Here is a 17,867-nt window from a genome sequence, read left to right as displayed (position 1 = left end):
TGAGCGATTGCCGCATGCGCAGTCGGTGGCCGACTACGAAGCACTACTGCCATGGAACTGCTCGCCAGAGATGCCACGGTAAACACAAGGCGCATCTACCGGTAGGTGTGCTTTATGGATCGGATACGGCTGGGCGTCATTGGTGCGCCTCCATAGGTGTGTTGTCGTAGCTGGCGCGCAGGTGGGCGCCAGCCGTGCAATGGCGGCCGGTGGGCGCGTAGCAGCTCCGACAAACCATGATGTGGTTGAGGTAATGGTCACGGGCGTGTCGCCATTCGGGCGTGGCATTGGCGGCATTGGTGTGGGTATTGGCCGGGGCGGGGCGCTCGACCAGCACCAGGCGTGGACGCTCCGGGGTGCGAGTCGCCGGTTTTGGCTTGTCCGCGCCAGCGATGGTCGGCGGCATGTGATCGAGCAGGTCAGAAAGCAGGCTCATGGCGTCACCATGCCCGGATTACTCACATACAAATGTTCCTGTGAATTCAAAAACGGTGGGAACAATGGGAACGGTGGGAACAGCCCAGTAAATACGCGGCCTCCAGGGGTGTTTTTCTGTTCCCATTTTGTTCCCACTCCAATTTTTGTGGGAACGGTGATAACCAAAGCAGGCAGACGGATCGCTCTCTTATATTGGAAAGCGATTGTGTGTTCCCACTTGTTCCCACTCTTTTTATTAGGTGGGAACGGCTGCAAGCCACGGCCCTGCTGGCTGTTCCCACCGTTCCCACTGTTCCCACCAATTTCAGGTTCCTGTGAACATTGGCATTCGTGATTTACGGTGGCGACGGTCATACGGCACCGCCTTCACTGTCTAAGGCTTCGGGCTCGATCACATACAACCAGGGCGAACCGCCACCAGGGACGCGGTACTTCTTGGCGTGTCGTTTCCGGTCTGCGCCACGCTCGGCAATAGCGCCCGCCCCCTCCAATGCCTTGATAACGCGGCTCAGGCCATACCCGTGCGCCGCCTCGACCAATGCCGACTTGTTGAACAGGTACAGTTGTTTGCCGCCGGATAACTTCCAGTACCCGGCGCGGTTGAACACCTTGGTGTCGGGCGTCTGGTCGTTCACGTCGGAAAAGCGGCTACTGCCGTGCTTGTCGATAAAATCGAGGATGCCGCTGAGGATCTGACGGTCTTCGGCATTGCCACTGCCCACACGATTCAGCCACTCGCCATAGAGCAACTGGCAGTCGGTGAGCGCAGTGCCTGGCGTCCACGGCAACAGACCGTAGGCAATGGCCATTTCATTGGCCAGGGCAATGACGGCGAAGCGATCCGCCACGCGCCCGGCCTGGGCGTTGTCCTCAATGAACTTGGCGCGGACATCGGCGAAGTCTTCCAGCAGGCCGGGGCGGTCGTCACTGGCTAGCAGCTTTTCCACGAACATCGGCCCCAGGTGGCCGTGCTGGAGCGTGACCGCGACGGTGAGCAATCGGTGAAAGTCTGCCCCTTCGAAGCCGTGGAGTTCATCAAAGGCGCGGTGGGTGCGAGTGCCAGCGTTCACGTCGACCATGCGCAACTCGGCGCCAGCGTGGGCGGCGTTGCCGGATATGGCGGCGTGTTCAGACAACGACCGTTCGCCACTGGATAAGGTCAGCAAGCGCCAGCTCAGTTTGGCGCGCCCCTCGCGTTCGCGGGTCATGGTGCCTTTACCCAGACCGTTGGCTAGCGAATAGGCCATTTCCTGTACGCGCTTGGGGTCGGCGCGCTTGATCTCGTCCAGGGGCAATAGCGTGTCATTGCGCCCCGATGCCTCGATCTCCAGACCGCCCTTGGTCATGTCCCAACTGGCGGCAAACACACCCGGATCACCCCACACCGACGAACCAATCAGTTGCGCTAGCGACTTGCCGCTGGAACTGTCGCCCACCAGATGAACACCGCCACCCAACACGCCCACCAGGCTCAGCAATGGCCCGGCCAGCGCACAGCCGATGGCCAGGGTCAGCACCGGATTACCTGCACACTTGGCCGCAACCTCCGTTTGCCAGTGGGCCAAGTTACCCTTGGCGCTGAACAGGTTCTGTGCACGGCTGCTAGCCTGATAACGCACCTTGTCACTGCCTAGGGTGCGACCGGGCAGCACGAACGCGCCTGACTCATGCCAGCCCGGTTTACCGGTGGTGGTGAAGACCTCGGCAGGCCGCTGCTCCAGCAGGTATTCCATAAACGCACCGCGTTTCTTGAGCGCGATAATCACGCCCATGCCAAACAGTTGGCGCCTGGCGTCTTCGCCACTGCCGCCGAACACCTCCATGGGAATGATCCATTCCTTGGTACCGCTCTCGGTGATCAGGCGCAGGAAGCGCCCCTCGCTGCCGTCGTCGCTATTGGTGGTGCGAGCGGCGACGGTCACCGGGGTGGAAATCCACTCGTCAGTGATCGGGCGGTCTGTCTTATCTTCGTCGGCATCATCGTCGGCGGCGCTGCGTTTGAAGCCGTGCCAGTACACGCCGGGGCGCAATCTACGGCCTTTCTCATTGGTCACCCAGTGATCGTAAACACCCCAGCACGGTCGCTCAGGTTCAACCATGGGAGCTTCGGGGCGCAGGTTGATTACGTTGTTTTCAGGCGTGCGCATGGGCGCGTCTCCAAGTGGCGAGGTCGTTGAAGTCGGATAGGTCGGCGGGCGCATCGGCGGGCCACTCGGGGAATGTCACCAATCCGCCACAGGCAGCGGCGGCGGCATTGGCGGCAGTGCGTCCGGGGTTGCCCTCGGTCATTCGGTCGTCATCGCCGGTAAGGATGATTTCGGTGTTGTGGTATTCAGCCCGAAGCGCAAGCGCCACTGGCTTGAGGTTCCCAGCATTCATGGCACAGGCGATGGTGTAGCCGCTTTCGTGGAGCGTGGCCCCCGTGGCCCAGCCCTCACAGATACACAGCGGCTTACCAGGTGTGATACGCCCCATGGGCGAATAGCTGCCCTTGACCCGGCCACCAGCCAAGAAACGCTTGCTGCCGTCCAGGGCGATGCGCTGCAGGTTGACCAGCACGCCACCGGCATACAGCGGCACCAGCAACTCGTCATTGCGTTGGCGCAGGCCATAGGAACGAACGCCCTTGGCAAGCAGGTATGGGTGGTCAGGATCGGCGCGGCGAGCGTCACGCCACCAGCGTTGGGCAAGGTTCGCGGCTTTGAGCTGGCGCTGGTGTTGCTCGGCTTCACGTTGGCGCCTGGCCTGCTCGATGCGTTGACGCACCTGTTCGGCTTCGCGGTGGTCGGCAGGCTCACGGCTGCTCCAGGTGCTGGCGCCACCAGACTTCCAGCTGCCAAACGCACCCGAGGCGATGCCGTCCAGATAGAGGACATACCAGCCGTTGAGCGAACCTGGCTTGTCGTCCGGGACGCGGAAACGGTGAATCGCACCATCAGGGACAGGCAACCAATCAAGCGACCCATAAACGGACTGGAGCGCGTCACGGAAACGGATCGTGGCATCGGTCATGCGGCGCCCTCCGGTTCGTAACGCGCTCCAGTCCGTTTGGGGCGGCACGTCGTCACGCAAGATGCTGGTGAACGGGTCGAACGGAATGACGTTACCCATTGCTCACCTCCCGGCGATCAGCGCCAGCAAACGCCCGGCATACCTGCCCGTTGTTCACGGCGTGCCAGTGTGTAATCTCGTCGATTAAATCGACCAGGCAGGCCGTCACCATGGCATCGGCGCTGCGCATGACAACGCGGCCACACTCCGCATCTGCCTCGGTCAAAAATGGCCCGAGGAGCGCCTTTGGCACCTTTGGGTGAGTCACGTAAAACAGTTCGGCGGCTTTCTTTGGGCAAGCCGATCCCCTCAACGCTTGCGCGCTGTTTTGAATTTCCATGGTTTTATTCCTTAGCGGCTTGGCTGCTGCTATTGATCAGGGCTGAGAAGTTGGCCTCGTCGAGAGAAAGCCAATGATTTGCTCGATCTACGAGCTGCTGCTCGCCCGCATGGTCAAGACTTGAACCGAGCTCACAGACCGCGCCCTTGAGCCAATTCGAAAGCTCGCCGACGAACCCCGCCAACTGGCCAGTCCTGATTTTCTCCTCTGCCTCGTTGGACGACTCTTTGCCCGTGAGGCTCTTGAGCATTGAACACAGCAGAGTGCCGCCGAGAGCCACGGGTTATCCCTTTCGTCCCTCACATACTTGAGATACAGGTGGGCCATAGCCTTTCCTGTCTCGCAGGTCCCAAAGAAGCTGCCCGTAAGAGGTACGTCCCAGCAGGAGCGTTTTCCGTGATCGCTGCCCACGAATGGCAGCCGATCCCAGGCGATCTTCCCTTTCGTATGCAGGCGAAGGCCAACCTGCTTTCTTCTGGTGGGTGTACGTTTCGGCGCCCGGGCTTTTTCGCTGATGATGTTCATTGCTCACTCCCGTTCGACTCAATCATGTCGCCGAGCAACTCGGCCCAAGCCATCGCAGTGTGTTGCGCAACAACGGCAGCGACGCGGGCGACGATGATCGGCGTGGTGGGCGATGCAATGACGGCCATGGCCACGCTGAGCAGCACAAGGATTTCTTGCACATCGCGTAGGTCGTCGATGTTGGCGTGGGTCTGAATATTCATTGCACACCCCCAATATTCACCGCGTCGTACATATGGCCAACGTGGCGGTGCTTCCAGCAGAAGTTGCCGCTGAAGGAGCGGACTTGCTCGATATGACGGGCGATATCGGAAGCGACGACGTTTTCCTTGTTGCACAGTAAAGGGTCGAGCAGTGGCCACAGGATCTGTACCAGCTTGTTGAACTCCTCGCGGGCGAAGTTCATTTGTGCGACCTCGGAAGGCTCAAGGGTCGCGTCGGTGAGGATCTCGCCTTGGATCGTCATCATGGCCGGCAGAGTCTGAATATTCATTGCGCGTCCCCTTGAGCTTCCAGGGTGCGAACGATGGCCATGTGGGCGTTGTAGCGGGTGAGGCGGACAGACAGGGACGAGTCGGCGCGGAGAGCACTCAGGGCCATACGGCGGTGAGCAAGGGCGCGGATTTTGGATGGAGTAAGGGTGTGCAATGGTGAAGCTCCTACTTTTCGATTGGAGCCGCTACCGTCCTTCCTACGGGATATGGTGGCGACTGTGCACGGGGTAGGAATACCGGGATAGTAGGCACCCGGCCAGGCCAAAGCCTGCCCGCACACAGCCGCCATAACACTTAACTGCGGACGAAAAAAAACGCCTGCAGTTGTGATCTGGGCGCTGTTGCGCCTACTAATTTCCGGGTTCCTACGCCCGGTCGCTGAATTTGCAGCGACGGGCAAACCATACATGCGGCCAACCTTGGATGCAACACCCTGTTTCAGATTGAGCAACGGCGATGCTGGGTGGGTGATGGTCATCATGCGGCAATCCTCCGCGCGTGCTTGGCTTGCTGATCACGGACGTAGCGCAGCAATGCCGCCTTGCGCTCGGCAAAGCTCAGGCCCTGGCCCATGAGCATTACGTCGCGGATCTCCACCATCGTGACAAGCTCCAACTCCCCCGCGCTCAGCAGGTCACGGTTGCGGCCAGTGAAGACCCCGGTGATGACCTCGTTGATAAGCCGCGATTCGTTGATGAAATGGTGCTTCTTCGGTGTTTTGCCTTGGACTTCGCAGTTGAACGCGATGGCGTCACAGACGGCCTTGTGACCGATTGCAGCCTCACGGCGGGAGCTGGACCACGGCTTCGATTCACCGCGCAACAGGCCGTCTACCTGCTCGTCACACCAGATCTCAAAGTCCACGGAAAGCCACCGGGCAAACTTCACCGCCAGTTTGGGATGGAGCCAGGTGCCGCCGCCACGATCAGCACGGGCGCGGCTGGTTTTTACATATGTGATTTTCCCATATGTACGCTCTAGGCCTTCCAGATAACGAATCGCGTCGGGCAGCCTGAGCCATTGCGCTGGCTCCTTATCGAACCGTGCGGCGGCCTCGGTAGCGTTGATCCAGCCGTCAGCGTTGAACCGCACGGCATGGCCCTCGTAGTCGAAGGGAATGATCTTGGCAGTCATGCTGTCACCCCAGCTGGCGGGTTGGTGCTGAGGTAATAAAGCGCCATGCCACGGTGCACACGGCCTTGATCGTCGGTAAGGACGAGGCGATGAGTCAGGATTTTGTGGCCCAAGTCGCGCAGCTCATTGATGCGGGCACCAGGCCGGACGATGTTCAGTTCGCGGATGGCCGTGAAGGTATCAATCGGGCCAGCATGCAGGCGTTCCAAAAGGCGGGCGCGTTGTGCCGTTCCGCTGGTATTCTCTACGCGAGTATTTTCGTGGTCGGCCTGTTGGTCGGCCATTTTTTTTGGGCTCATGTTAGGCCGCCTCCACTCGCAGAGCGACAAGTGCGCCGCACCAGGCAATAACCTCCGCCTCGATCCAGACAGCAGACTTCGGCCCGAGCATTACCTGCTTCGGGAAGCGCCCTGCGGCTATGCGGCGGTAAATCTCGGATGTGGACAGGGTGGTCAGGGCTTTGACCTCACCCAGCTTGATGAAGCGAAGTGGCCGCTCAGGCAAGGCTGAGGACTGTTCGGTTTGCTTGCGGATAGGGTGAGCTGTATTTGCCATGCTAGCGCCTCCTTGGGTGGCGTTGAGAACATGGGCTTATGCTGGCCGCTGACTTATCCACAGAATAGGCCGGGTATTTCATGAAATAGGCTGGGTATTCGATTCTTCGTGCTGTGGATAACTAGCGCGAAGCCAAGCACAGTGGGGCTTTGAAATAGGCAGGGTATTTATTGTGAGCGGATGGCGCCAGATCCGCGTTTACGCCAGCTCACTACGGCGCACAGCCTTTCAGTTTCAGTCTTGTTGAGTCGGTAGTCGTTACGTTCTAGCCAAGCTTCAACCAATGGATGAACTCCGCGCCCACCAGCGCCAGCCGGGTTATGGGTGCTATCTTGGGTTAGCTCTCGCCAGCACCGAAATGCAAGAACAAGCTCGGGCGGTGATAGCGGATTGTCGAGCCTAAGGCACTCGGCAAAGACCATGGCGTCTTCAAGCTGTTCCTCAAAATTAAGATTCTCGTCTTCAACTTCTTGCTTGGCCCGGAGTACGTCGCTCACATCCCGGCGCAGTTGCTCGTTTTCCCCACGAAGCTGCGTAATCTGAGCATCCTTGATTGCGAGCTGGGTGCGAAGCTCGACTACTTCCTGATCTGAGCGCTGGCGTGCCGCTCGCTCTGCCTCCAACTGCTCGGCTGAGCTCCTCTCGCCTTCTTGGCGCTGATTGGCTTGGCGCACTTTCAGATAACCCGGTGTGCTACCCGATGGAGATGGTGGCAAGGTGTGGCGGCGCGCGGGGGGGGCCGCCTATGACCATAGCCGTACTTGAGCTGTCATTGGCGGGCAGGGCAAGGCCAGCGACCAGCATTGCGCGCTCGGCAGCTTCGTTGGTGACGGTGTTAATCCACTGACGCCAGATCAGCACGGTATTAGCGGGTATTTGGCCCTTATTGGTGATGATTGTTGCGTCCGGAGTGCCCAAGCTGGCGCTGTCAAAGTAGGCTGCAAGGCTGCCGTAAGTGATGACGCTGCTGCCTGGCGTGATCGCGCTCAGGATGGCGGTTGCGTAGGTTTCTTGTATGGGGTGATCTAGTGGCGCCAGAGTGCGCAGCACTGCGGCTACTTCGCTGGCTAATAGGCGCGGATTGATCGGGTGGCCGTCCCCCCATTCAGCGGCGATCCGATCCAGCTGAATACGCCCGAAACGTGATTGCATCTCGCCCCCTTGGCGCATTCAGCGAAGTAGTGGATAAAACCACAGTGCCAAATGTTAACAGCAAAGCCCAACCACACCCAAACGAGACCGCGCACACCTAGGAAACAACTATGCCTTTCGCTTGATGCTCACCACGTTGGCGCCAGCACACAGGGCGTCGATTGAGTCGGCCCAGGCTTGCATCATTTCCCGGCGCTGCTCGACATAAGCGGCGTGGTTGTAGGTACCGCGTATTTCGTCGCTGTCACCGTGGGCAAGCTGGCGTTCGATCCAATCCTTGTTGTAACTGCGCCCGTTCAACTCAGTGCTTAGCAGGTGACGGAAGCCGTGGCCGGTCTGGCGGCCTTCGTAGCCGGCTAACCGCAAGGCCTTGTTGATGGTGTTCTCGCTCATAGGGCGTTCGGGATTGGCGCCGGCAAAGACCAGCGAGTAACGCCCGGTGATTTCATAGAGTTGGCGCAGGATGGCAACGGCTTGGCGGGGCAGGGGGACGATATGCGGTCGACGGGCTTTCATGCGTTCAGCGGGTATCGTCCAGGTGGCGGCGTCTAGATCGAACTCCGACCACGGCGCTTGGCGTAATTCACCAGGGCGAACAGCTGTCAGCGTCAGTAGACGGATGGCATGCCGGGTCAGTGTGTGGATGTTCACGGTATCGCACTTGCCCAGCAGTTCCGGCAGTTCGGCAAAGGTGACGTGTGGGTGATGGCGGGCGGCTTTGACTGGAGCCGCTACCACGCTCAGGTCGGTGGCCGGGTTGGCGTCTACCACGCCCTTGGCCAAGCCATAGCGGAATATCTGGTGTAACCACTGGCGGATCTTGCCGGCTGCGTTGAGCGTGCCTCTGGCTTCGACGGTGCGCACCAGCTCGACCAGCTCGGGCCGGGTGATGGTTTTTATCGGGCGGGCGCCGATACCAGGGATGATGTCGTTATCCAAGTACAGCTTGGCTTTGTAGGCGGTGGCCTCTGCCCATCGTGGCGAGTTGTAGTCGTACCACTCCCGCGCAAGCGTCTCGAAAGTCAGTCCCTCGACCTTCTGCGCTTGTTTGGCGGCTTTCTTCTGCTCGCCGGGGTCGGCGCCTTCAGTCAGCAGTTGGCGAGCCTCATCGCGTAGCTGGCGGGCCTTCACCAGGGTGACGGCAGGGTATTTACCCAGCGCTAGCATTTTTGCGCTGCCGTTGAAGCGATAGCGGTAGCGCCACAGCTTTGTGCCTGTCGGTGCCACTTCCAAGCATAAACCGTTGGCGTCCGTCAGCCGGTAGAGCTTGTCCTTCGACTTGGCGGTGCGAATGGTGGTATCTGAGAGTGGCAAAGCAGCCTCCTTGTAGGCCGCACCAGGCGGGCGTTTTGCCGTCGTGGTGTGAGTAGATTTCCAGACCGAACTGGCTCTACTCACAAATCTACTCACATATGTTTGGGCTTACAAGGGAACGGTTGGGAACCATAGAAAGCAAAAAACCCGCACTAGGCGGGTTTCTTGGGTGTTTCAGGTGGTGTTGGAACCACCTGAAAACGAAAGGTGGTGCCCAGAGACGGAATCGAACCGCCGACACGGGGATTTTCAATCCCCTGCTCTACCGACTGAGCTATCTGGGCAACGGGGCGCATTAAACTGTTTTTTCAGGGGGTCGTCAAGCAAGTTTTGAAAAAATGTTTAATTATTACCGTCGCTTACGACCCAAACCTTTTGCGCTGGGTTTATTCAGCGGGTGGAACGTAGCCGTCGGCCTTGGCGTAATCCTCGCCGGAAAAGAACTTGTCCATTTCGCCCTGCAGATATTTGCGGTCTTCGGCGTTCATCATATTCAGGCGTTTTTCGTTAATCAGCAGGGTCTGGTGCTTCTGCCAGTCGGCCCAGGCTTTCTGGGAAACGTGGTTGAAGATGTCTTCGCCTTTGGCGCCTGGGAACGGAGCGCGTTCGAGGGCGGGCAGTTCTTCTTTGTACTTGCGGCACATGATGGTGCGGGTCATGACAACTCTCCTGCGTTCAATACGTCGGCCGCGCGTTTCAGCAGTTTTTTCACCGGGGCAGCAAGGCCCAGACGCGGCGGGGTGGCGAGGTTATACCAGAGCCAGTCGGCCTCGGCCACGTGATGGCTGGACTCTTGGACCTGAACCAGCCAGGGTTCGATAGCCAGCTGAAAATGGCTGAAGGTGTGAATCAGACTCGGCAGTGCGTGATGCTTGCCCAGTTCCAGCGAGTGTTGCAGCGCCAGATGCTCCAGGTCGCTGAGGTCGTCCAGCTCCGGCAAGCTCCAGAGACCGCCCCACAGGCCCGTGGACGGGCGTCGGTAAAGCAGAATGGCGCCGTCGCGGTTGGCCAGCATCGGCATCAGGGTGCGCTTCTGCGGGACGCTCTTGCGCGGCTTGGGGATCGGGTAGCGGGTCTCCAGGCCAAGCATGTGCGCTTGGCAGCCGCTTTCCAGCGGGCAGAGCAGGCAGCTGGGTTTGCTGCGGGTACACAGCGTCGCGCCGAGGTCCATCATCGCCTGGGTGTAGTTGTTCACCCGGCTGTGAGGCGTGAAGCGTTCTGCATTGGCCCACAGCTGTTTGGCGACCTTGGGTTCGCCCGGGTAGCCCTCTTGTGCGGTAAAGCGCGCCAGCACTCGCTTGACGTTGCCGTCGAGGATCGGTGCCCGCAGGCCCATGCTCAGGCTGGCGATGGCGCCGGCAGTGGACAAGCCGATGCCGGGCAGCTCGATGAGCTTTTCGACGTCGCGGGGAAATTCGCCGGCATAGTCGGCGACGATGATTTTCGCGGTTTTTTGCAGGTTACGGGCGCGGGTGTAGTAACCCAGGCCAGTCCACAGGTGCAGCACTTCGTCTTCAGGGGCGGCGGCCAGGGCTTCGACCGTTGGCAAGGACGTCATGAAGCGGTCGAAGTAGTTCAGCACGGTGCTGACCTGAGTCTGCTGCAACATGATTTCCGAGACCCACACCCGATACGGGGTGATGCCTTGCTGCCAAGGCAAATCATGGCGGCCGTGGCGGTCGTACCAATCCAGCACCGCCGTTGAAAATTGCTCGGCTTTCATCGTTTGAACAGCCCCTTGAGAGCGTTTTTCAGTTCCGGGCTGACTTTGTCGCCGAGTTTTTCATCAATTTTTTCGCCGAGCTTGTCACCGGCCAGTTTGCTTGCGATCTTGCCCAGGCCTTCATTGTCCAGGCGGCAGGCCTTGGCGCCGAGCTCCAGCGGGCCACGGCAGCGCAGTGGCCACTCAATGCCGGCGTAGCGTTTATTGACTTCGCAGGCAGGGTCCGGCATGTCGCTCTTGTCGCCTTCGATGATGATGCCGACGCGGTAATCCATACCGAGTACCCGCAGATCGACGTCACCGTTGCCGTTGACGGTCAGGCCGGGGATGCGCACTTTCAGGTCCGGGTTGTTGGCCACGCCGTTACGGAAGGTCAGGTTGCCCTTGAGTTCCTGGAATGGTGTGTCCTTGCCACGCGGTGCGCTGCTGAGGGTTTTGCGATTGAGCGTGGCGATGCCCTGGCAGAGCTGCTGCTCGAGGTTGGCATTGAGCAGCACGCCGTCGTTGATGACGAAGCTGGCAGTGCCGTTGAGGCTGTCGATCAAGGTCTTCTGGCTATTCCCACTGCCCGTCAGAGTGCTGTTCAAGGTGATCAGACCTTTGACCGGCGGCGTTTGCCCCTGGCTTTCGAGGATGCGTTCAACCGGCACCTTGTTGATGCGCGTCTGCATGCTCAACAACGGCACTGGCTGACGCACGTCAAGGTTGCCATTGGCTTCGAAGCTGCCGTTGTAGAGCTCGCCGCGCAGGTTTTCGAGTTTGAGCAGACCGCCTTGGCCGGACGCTTTCAGTGCTGCGTTCTGGATCGGCAACTTGTCGAGGGTCAGTTGGCCGAAGTTCAGGTCCGCGTCGATATCCAGCTTGCTCAGGCGTTCGACTGGCAGCAGTTTCTCAGTGCTCCAGGCGCCTTTGGTCGGAGCCTCCGGCAGGGGGGAGTTAGCGGGACCGGCTATGGCCGCTGCTTCGCTGCTTTTCACTTCAGCCTTACGGGTCACCGCTGCGCTGTTGGCTTCTGCGGATTTTGGCGGCAGGTAGCGATCAACGTCGAAGGTGTCGCCCTTGAGCTGTACGCGCAGTGACTGCTTGACGAAGTCGTCGACCGCGATGCGCCCGGTGAAGGTGCTGTCGTCGAGTTTCAGGTTCAGGTCTTCGAGGGCGATGCTGGTTGGCGTGCCAGTAAGACGGCTGACCAGTTCGACCTTGCTCAGGCTGCCTTCTGCCATGGCCGGAAGCTTCTGGCCGATGCTGTCGACAAACTTCGCCAGGTCGAACTGGGCAATCGAAAGTCCGCCGCTGATCTGCGGGGTCTTGTCCAGATCATTGACCTTCAGCTCGCCAAGGGCACGCAGTTGGTTGGCCGACAACTTCAGTCCGTTCCATTCGGCAATGTTTGCCGCCATGTCCACCAGCAACTGGCCCTGAGCGGCGAAGGTCATGGTCTTGCCTTGCAACGGATCGCCAGAAGCTTCGCCAGACAGTTTCATGTCTTCAAACTGATAACGCTTGAGCGCGCGGTCGAAGCGCAGCTCACCATTGAGTTCAGTCCTGACCCGCAACACGGGTTGGTTGCTGCCCAGGAACGCGGTCAGCTTGACCGGGATGCTCGTCCCGTCGTGGATCGCGCCGGTGCTCAACTGAATGCTTTCGGCACTGAATTGTTTGCCGCTTTGTTCATCGTTGTATTCAACACGAGCGTTGTTCACGGTCAGGCTGTCGATGTCCAGGCGAGCCGGTAGGGCAGATTTATCGGGTGTTGAAGGTTTGGCTTGCTCAGGCGCGCTGGCCGTTGTGGCGCTAGCGTCAGCCGGTGTGGCGACCGGTACGGTCTTGCCAATATCTTCCCAATTCCCGTGACCGTCCTTGTTGCGATTCAGGCGCAGGTTCAGGCCTTCGACGCGGACATCGCTCATTTGCACTTCGCGGCGCAGCAGCGGCAACACTCGAACCGACAGACCGAGCATCTGCAGATCGGCGAAAGGTTGGGTCGGATTGGCCAGTGTCGCGACGCTGGCTTCGTGCAGCTCCAGGCCAAGCCAGGGGAACAGGCTCCAACCGATATCGCCGTTGAGCGTCAGCTCAATATGGGCCTTGTTGCGGGCAATCTGGCGAATCTCGTCTTTGTAGTCGTTGGGATTGAAGAAGTGGGTCAGAGCGAAGCCCAGAGCCACAATAATCAGCAACAGCCCGAGAATTACCAGACCCAGGATTTTGCCAAACGCTTTCATGGGCGAGTCCTTGTAGTGTGTCGAATTCGTATTTAGCCGGGGAGTATAGCGCTCAGATCCTGACGACTGGTCACCGATCGCGTCTAGAGCACATCTAGCGGCAAGTGCAGCTTGGCCGACAGTGCCTGTGCTTCCAAATGCCCGGCAGGCGCGAGCAGGCGCAGTTTTGCGCCTTGCTGCTCAGCCATTCTTTGTGCCTCACTCACCAGACGCTCGGCCACGCCGCGGCGCCGGGTGATTTTTCGTACGCATAATTGGGACAGATGCCAGACGTCATGCTGCCGTTGCAGGCGCGCCGCACCCAGTAGTCGGTCATTGAAACGCCCGACGATCAGGCTGCCGTCGCGCAAGCTGCTTTCGATCAGTTGCAGGTCGTCTTTGAACGGCGCAAACAGCCAGTCCGGGGCGTCGTGATAGATCTTCTGCAGGTCCTGCTGATCCTGATAGGTGGCTTCGTTCAGCGACTCGACAACGATGGGCATGGAATTTCCTTGAGTAGTGCGAGAGCAGATGGCTGCGATAAGGCGATATCAGTTTGGTTTTTCTGTCGTGAGCAAATGGTAACCTCTCGCAGTTAGTCCGTCCTTCTGCGACTTGATGTCGCGTTCTAGAAGTTTCATCCGATAAAACGGTCATGCCTGCGTGCATTAAGGCTGTGGATGGATGGAGGGTGGCTGGCTGACCATATTAATAATTGGGGGAAACACAAATGAGCTCTAGCTCCGAGGCGGGCATTATCGCCGTCCAGCCAGCGTTCTTGTCTAAAGAACGCATCATTGCCAAGCCCGGTTTCAACCGTTGGCTGGTACCACCGGCCGCTCTGGCCATCCACTTGTGCATCGGCATGGCCTATGGCTTCTCGGTGTTCTGGCTGCCGCTGTCCAAAGCCTTGGGCGTCACCACTGCAGTGGCGTGCGCGCCGGACATGAGCTTTGTCGCGCAGGTCTTTTCGGCCACGTGTGACTGGCCGATCTCTATGCTCGGCTGGATTTTCACGTTGTTCTTCATCTTCCTCGGCTGTTCCGCGGCCATTTGGGGCGGTTGGCTGGAGCACGCCGGCCCGCGTAAGGCCGGTGTCGTTTCGGCGTTGTGCTGGTGTGGCGGTCTGGTGATTTCTGCATTGGGCATTTATACCCACCAGATATGGCTGATGTGGATCGGCTCCGGGGTCATTGGTGGTATCGGGCTGGGGTTGGGTTATATCTCGCCTGTCTCGACGCTGATCAAGTGGTTCCCGGACAAGCGCGGCATGGCGACTGGCATGGCGATCATGGGTTTCGGTGGCGGCGCGATGGTGGGTGCGCCGCTAGCGGCAGCCTTGATGAGTCATTTCGCTTCGCCAGCGGGCGTCGGCGTGTGGCAGAGCTTTCTGGTGATGGCCGCGATTTACTTCGTGTTCATGATCGGTGGAGCGCTGGCCTATCGCGTTCCGCCCACTGGCTGGAAGCCTGAAGGCTGGACCGCTGCGGCGAAAAAAACTGCCAATGCGATGATCACCCATCGCCATGTGCACGTTAGCGTCGCGTGGAAAACCCCGCAGTTCATTCTGGTCTGGCTGGTGCTGTGCCTGAACGTATCCGCCGGTATCGGCATCCTGGGCATGGCCTCGCCGCTGCTGCAGGAAGTCTTCGCCGGTAAGTTGCTTGGTAATGGCCTGGCATTTGGTCAGCTGGACGCCGCTCAGTTGGGGCAGATCGCAGTCATCGCGGCTGGTTTTACCGGATTGCTGAGCCTGTTCAACATTGGTGGACGTTTCTTTTGGGCGACTTTCTCGGACTATCTGGGCCGTAAAAACACTTACTTTGTGTTCTTCGCCCTGGGTTTTGCGCTTTACGCGCTGATACCGAACCTCGGTCACCTGGGCAACATTGCGCTGTTTGTGGCGGCGTTCTGCATCATTCTGTCGATGTACGGCGGCGGTTTTGCGACGGTTCCGGCTTACCTGGCGGACCTGTTCGGCACGCAAATGGTCGGCGCGATCCATGGTCGTCTGCTCACCGCCTGGGCCGCAGCCGGCGTACTGGGTCCGGTCCTGGTGAACTACCTGCGTGAGTATCAACTGAGCATTGGCGTCGAGCGCGCCGCGGCTTATGACATCACCTTGTACATTCTCGCGGGCCTGCTGGTGCTGGGTTTCCTCTGCAACTTGCTGGTGCGTCCGGTGGCCGACAAGCACTTCATGACCGATACCGAGCTGGCCGCTGAACAGGCGCTGGGTCATGACAAAGGGGCAAACAGCACTACCGTACTGGAGTGGAAAGCCTCTTCGGGCAGCGTGCCGTTGGCGGTTGCGGCGTGGCTGGTGGTGGGTATCCCGCTGGCGTGGGGTGTTTGGGTGACCTTGCAGAAGACTGCGGCTCTCTTCCACTAACGCAGAACCCTGTGGGAGCGGGCTTGCTCGCGAAGAGGAAGTGTCAGTCGACATCAATGTTGCCTGACACACCGCCTTCGCGAGCAAGCCCGCTCCCACATTTGATCTCCACAAGACACAAAATCGGTGTTTGCCGGCTTGTATTGACATGTACATCGCTGGAGGCACTGTTTTCAGCTCGTCAGTGATATCGTCCTTCGTGTTTCTGTTTGGCGTCCGCGAGCCTATAATGGCTGCCTTTTTCGCCCAATGATTTTGCGGAGCTGGTGATGGCCGAACGTAAGGCGTCCGTCGAGCGCGACACTCTGGAAACCCAGATCAAAGCCTCGATCAACCTGGATGGCACCGGAAAGGCCCGATTTAATATCGGTGTTCCTTTTCTTGAGCACATGCTGGATCAGATCGCCCGTCACGGGCTGATCGACATGGATATCGAGAGCAAGGGCGACCTGCATATCGACGACCACCACACGGTGGAAGACGTTGGTATCACCTTGGGTCAGGCCTTCAGCAAAGCCATCGGCGACAAAAAAGGCATCCGTCGCTACGGTCACGCCTATGTGCCGCTCGATGAAGCGCTGTCGCGCGTGGTGATCGACTTCTCCGGCCGTCCAGGCCTGCAGATGCACGTGCCCTATACCCGCGCGACCGTCGGCGGCTTCGATGTCGACCTGTTCCAGGAGTTCTTCCAGGGCTTCGTCAACCACGCCAACGTCTCCTTGCACATCGACAATCTGCGTGGGCACAACACCCACCACCAGATCGAGACCGTGTTCAAGGCGTTCGGCCGCGCACTGCGCATGGCCGTTGAGCTGGATGAGCGCATGGCCGGGCAAATGCCTTCGACCAAGGGCGTGCTCTGATGCAGACGGTCGCGGTTATCGATTACGGCATGGGCAACCTGCACTCGGTGGCCAAGGCCCTCGAGCACGTCGGTGCCGGCAAGGTGTTGATCACCAGCGATGCCAACGTGATTCGCGAAGCCGACCGGGTGGTGTTTCCCGGCGTCGGCGCCATTCGCGATTGCATGGCGGAAATCCGTCGTCTGGGCTTCGACTCGCTGGTGCGTGAAGTGAGTCAGGATCGTCCGTTTCTCGGCATCTGCGTCGGCATGCAAGCCTTGCTCGACCACAGCGAAGAGAACGACGGTGTCGACTGCATCGGTCTGTTTCCAGGCCAGGTGAAGTTCTTCGGCAAAGGTCTGCACGAAGACGGCGAACACCTGAAAGTCCCGCACATGGGCTGGAACGAAGTGCAGCAGGCGGTGGATCATCCGCTGTGGCACAACATTCCGGACCTGGCGCGTTTCTACTTCGTACACAGCTACTACATCGCTGCGGGCAACCCGCGGCAGGTGGTGGGCGGTGGTCACTACGGTGTCGACTTCGCCGCAGCGCTGGCCGATGGCTCGCGTTTCGCTGTGCAGTTCCACCCGGAGAAGAGCCATACCCATGGCCTGCAATTACTGCAAAACTTCGCCGCATGGGACGGTCGCTGGTAATGGCCAAGAAGATCAAGCCGCCGATTCTCACGCTCACGCCTGAGCAGGAGAACGAGGCCAACAGCAAGATCAAGCGTTTCATGGAAGACCGCTTCGAGCTGGACCTCGGCTCGTTCGAGGCGGCTGAGATCCTCGAACTGTTTACCCGTGAAATTGCTCCGCACTATTACAACAGGGCGATTTTCGATGTGCAGACGCACCTCAAAGAGAGGTTCGAAAGCATCGAAAGCGACTTGTGGGCGCTCGAGAAAAACTGATTTCCGAGTGAAGCTGAAAAATCGAATTTGAAGGTTTGCCAGATGCTGATTATTCCCGCTATCGATCTTAAAGACGGTGCCTGTGTACGTCTGCGCCAGGGCCGCATGGAGGATTCCACGGTGTTCTCCGATGACCCGGTGAGCATGGCAGCCAAGTGGGTCGAGGGCGGTTGCCGCCGTCTGCATCTGGTCGATCTGAACGGCGCTTTCGAAGGCCAGCCAGTCAACGGCGAAGTGGTCACCGCGATTGCCAAGCGCTACCCGAACCTGCCGATCCAGATCGGCGGCGGTATCCGCTCGCTGGAAACCATCGAGCACTACGTCAAGGCGGGCGTCAGCTACGTGATCATCGGCACCAAGGCGGTCAAGGATCCGGCATTCGTCGCTGAAGCCTGCCGTGCGTTCCCGGGCAAGGTTATTGTCGGTCTGGACGCCAAAGACGGTTTCGTCGCCACCGACGGCTGGGCTGAAATCAGCACCATACAGGTGATCGACCTGGCCAAGCGTTTCGAAGCCGACGGCGTGTCTGCCATCGTTTATACCGATATCGCCAAAGACGGCATGATGCAGGGTTGCAATGTGTCGTACACCGCAGCACTGGCGGCCGCTACGCGGATCCCGGTGATCGCCTCCGGCGGTATCCACAACCTGGGTGACATCAAGTCGCTGCTCGACGCCAAGGCGCCGGGGATCATCGGCGCTATCACAGGCCGCGCGATTTATGAGGGCACTCTCGACGTTGCCGAGGCGCAAGCCTTCTGCGACAGCTACCAAGGCTGAGGACTCA

The 17,867-nt window shown here is 59.4% G+C and carries 23 protein-coding genes and 1 tRNA gene; 5 read left to right on the top strand and 19 right to left on the bottom strand.

The annotated features are described in order from the left end of the window. Positions 1 to 136: 136 nt before the first annotated feature. From ACZYSM_RS01815 to ACZYSM_RS01725, 19 genes are all read right to left on the bottom strand, one after another. Complete coding sequence (locus ACZYSM_RS01815; RefSeq protein ID WP_489068261.1) at positions 137 to 436, bottom strand: hypothetical protein; 300 nt, start codon at positions 434 to 436, stop codon at positions 137 to 139. Further along, entirely contained in the window at positions 433 to 792 is a 360-nt protein-coding gene (locus tag ACZYSM_RS01810; protein WP_489068259.1) for a hypothetical protein, read from the bottom strand. Before ACZYSM_RS01810 ends, ACZYSM_RS01815 begins: the two co-directional genes overlap by 4 nt. After that, positions 789 to 2,585: a DUF927 domain-containing protein gene (locus ACZYSM_RS01805; RefSeq protein ID WP_489068257.1), complete on the bottom strand. Its 1,797-nt coding sequence runs from the start codon at positions 2,583 to 2,585 to the stop codon at positions 789 to 791. Before ACZYSM_RS01805 ends, ACZYSM_RS01810 begins: the two co-directional genes overlap by 4 nt. Next, entirely contained in the window at positions 2,572 to 3,450 is an 879-nt protein-coding gene (locus ACZYSM_RS01800) for a toprim domain-containing protein (protein WP_489068291.1), read from the bottom strand. Before ACZYSM_RS01800 ends, ACZYSM_RS01805 begins: the two co-directional genes overlap by 14 nt. A gap of 91 nt (positions 3,451 to 3,541) precedes the next feature. After that, on the bottom strand, positions 3,542 to 3,829 hold the full coding sequence (locus tag ACZYSM_RS01795) for a hypothetical protein (RefSeq protein WP_489068255.1): 288 nt from the start codon (positions 3,827 to 3,829) through the stop codon (positions 3,542 to 3,544). Positions 3,830 to 3,833: 4 nt separating this feature from the next. After that, on the bottom strand, positions 3,834 to 4,109 hold the full coding sequence (locus ACZYSM_RS01790) for a hypothetical protein (protein WP_489068253.1): 276 nt from the start codon (positions 4,107 to 4,109) through the stop codon (positions 3,834 to 3,836). 241 nt (positions 4,110 to 4,350) lie between these two features. Further along, a complete protein-coding gene (locus ACZYSM_RS01785) occupies positions 4,351 to 4,557 on the bottom strand; it encodes a hypothetical protein (RefSeq protein WP_489068251.1) in 207 nt (68 codons plus the stop codon). After that, entirely contained in the window at positions 4,554 to 4,847 is a 294-nt protein-coding gene (locus tag ACZYSM_RS01780; RefSeq protein ID WP_489068249.1) for a hypothetical protein, read from the bottom strand. Before ACZYSM_RS01780 ends, ACZYSM_RS01785 begins: the two co-directional genes overlap by 4 nt. 478 nt (positions 4,848 to 5,325) lie before the next feature. Further along, on the bottom strand, positions 5,326 to 5,982 hold the full coding sequence (locus ACZYSM_RS01775) for a KilA-N domain-containing protein (RefSeq protein WP_489068247.1): 657 nt from the start codon (positions 5,980 to 5,982) through the stop codon (positions 5,326 to 5,328). Beyond that, on the bottom strand, positions 5,979 to 6,281 hold the full coding sequence (locus ACZYSM_RS01770) for a helix-turn-helix domain-containing protein (RefSeq protein ID WP_489068245.1): 303 nt from the start codon (positions 6,279 to 6,281) through the stop codon (positions 5,979 to 5,981). Before ACZYSM_RS01770 ends, ACZYSM_RS01775 begins: the two co-directional genes overlap by 4 nt. Before the next feature lies 1 nt (position 6,282). Continuing rightward, positions 6,283 to 6,537 carry an AlpA family phage regulatory protein gene (locus ACZYSM_RS01765; protein ID WP_489068243.1) on the bottom strand — a complete coding sequence of 85 codons (255 nt, stop codon included), beginning with the start codon at positions 6,535 to 6,537 and terminating at the stop codon, positions 6,283 to 6,285. Positions 6,538 to 6,704: 167 nt separating this feature from the next. After that, entirely contained in the window at positions 6,705 to 7,211 is a 507-nt protein-coding gene (locus ACZYSM_RS01760) for a hypothetical protein (protein WP_489068241.1), read from the bottom strand. Positions 7,212 to 7,230: 19 nt separating this feature from the next. Further along, positions 7,231 to 7,689: a hypothetical protein gene (locus tag ACZYSM_RS01755; RefSeq protein WP_489068239.1), complete on the bottom strand. Its 459-nt coding sequence runs from the start codon at positions 7,687 to 7,689 to the stop codon at positions 7,231 to 7,233. A 108-nt stretch (positions 7,690 to 7,797) separates the two neighbouring features. Continuing rightward, positions 7,798 to 9,003 (bottom strand): tyrosine-type recombinase/integrase, encoded by a 1,206-nt coding sequence (locus tag ACZYSM_RS01750; RefSeq protein WP_489068237.1) that lies wholly within the window; start codon positions 9,001 to 9,003, stop codon positions 7,798 to 7,800. 208 nt (positions 9,004 to 9,211) lie between these two features. Beyond that, positions 9,212 to 9,287: transfer RNA gene (locus ACZYSM_RS01745), tRNA-Phe, on the bottom strand. 102 nt (positions 9,288 to 9,389) lie between these two features. Next, the gene (locus ACZYSM_RS01740) at positions 9,390 to 9,662 is read right to left on the bottom strand and encodes an oxidative damage protection protein (protein WP_489068235.1); all 273 of its coding nucleotides are present in this window, start codon (positions 9,660 to 9,662) and stop codon (positions 9,390 to 9,392) included. Next, complete coding sequence (gene mutY, locus ACZYSM_RS01735) at positions 9,659 to 10,726, bottom strand: A/G-specific adenine glycosylase (protein ID WP_489068233.1); 1,068 nt, start codon at positions 10,724 to 10,726, stop codon at positions 9,659 to 9,661. The genes ACZYSM_RS01740 and mutY overlap by 4 nt, the downstream gene beginning before the upstream one ends. Then, positions 10,723 to 12,951 carry an AsmA family protein gene (locus ACZYSM_RS01730; protein WP_489068231.1) on the bottom strand — a complete coding sequence of 743 codons (2,229 nt, stop codon included), beginning with the start codon at positions 12,949 to 12,951 and terminating at the stop codon, positions 10,723 to 10,725. Before ACZYSM_RS01730 ends, mutY begins: the two co-directional genes overlap by 4 nt. Positions 12,952 to 13,034: 83 nt before the next feature. Next, the gene (locus ACZYSM_RS01725) at positions 13,035 to 13,433 is read right to left on the bottom strand and encodes an acetyl-CoA sensor PanZ family protein (RefSeq protein ID WP_489068229.1); all 399 of its coding nucleotides are present in this window, start codon (positions 13,431 to 13,433) and stop codon (positions 13,035 to 13,037) included. Between the two features lie 227 nt (positions 13,434 to 13,660). Here ACZYSM_RS01725 and ACZYSM_RS01720 point away from each other — a divergent pair, with 227 nt between their 5' ends. The 5 genes from ACZYSM_RS01720 to hisA all read left to right on the top strand — a co-directional run bounded on the left by ACZYSM_RS01720 (position 13,661) and on the right by hisA (position 17,860). Next, positions 13,661 to 15,322, top strand: a complete 1,662-nt coding sequence (locus ACZYSM_RS01720; RefSeq protein ID WP_489068227.1) for an OFA family MFS transporter — start codon at positions 13,661 to 13,663, stop codon at positions 15,320 to 15,322. A gap of 269 nt (positions 15,323 to 15,591) precedes the next feature. After that, positions 15,592 to 16,185, top strand: a complete 594-nt coding sequence (hisB, locus tag ACZYSM_RS01715; protein ID WP_489068225.1) for an imidazoleglycerol-phosphate dehydratase HisB — start codon at positions 15,592 to 15,594, stop codon at positions 16,183 to 16,185. Further along, on the top strand, positions 16,185 to 16,823 hold the full coding sequence (gene hisH, locus ACZYSM_RS01710) for an imidazole glycerol phosphate synthase subunit HisH (RefSeq protein WP_489068223.1): 639 nt from the start codon (positions 16,185 to 16,187) through the stop codon (positions 16,821 to 16,823). Before hisB ends, hisH begins: the two co-directional genes overlap by 1 nt. Further along, positions 16,823 to 17,080, top strand: coding sequence for a DUF2164 domain-containing protein (locus tag ACZYSM_RS01705; protein ID WP_489068221.1), 258 nt, complete (start codon positions 16,823 to 16,825; stop codon positions 17,078 to 17,080). Before hisH ends, ACZYSM_RS01705 begins: the two co-directional genes overlap by 1 nt. 42 nt (positions 17,081 to 17,122) lie before the next feature. Next, positions 17,123 to 17,860: a 1-(5-phosphoribosyl)-5-[(5-phosphoribosylamino)methylideneamino]imidazole-4-carboxamide isomerase gene (gene hisA / locus ACZYSM_RS01700; RefSeq protein WP_489068219.1), complete on the top strand. Its 738-nt coding sequence runs from the start codon at positions 17,123 to 17,125 to the stop codon at positions 17,858 to 17,860. Positions 17,861 to 17,867 lie beyond the last annotated feature (7 nt).

This window comes from Pseudomonas sp. F220, from assembly GCF_057813935.1.
This window is presented reverse-complemented; position numbering and strand designations above follow the sequence as displayed.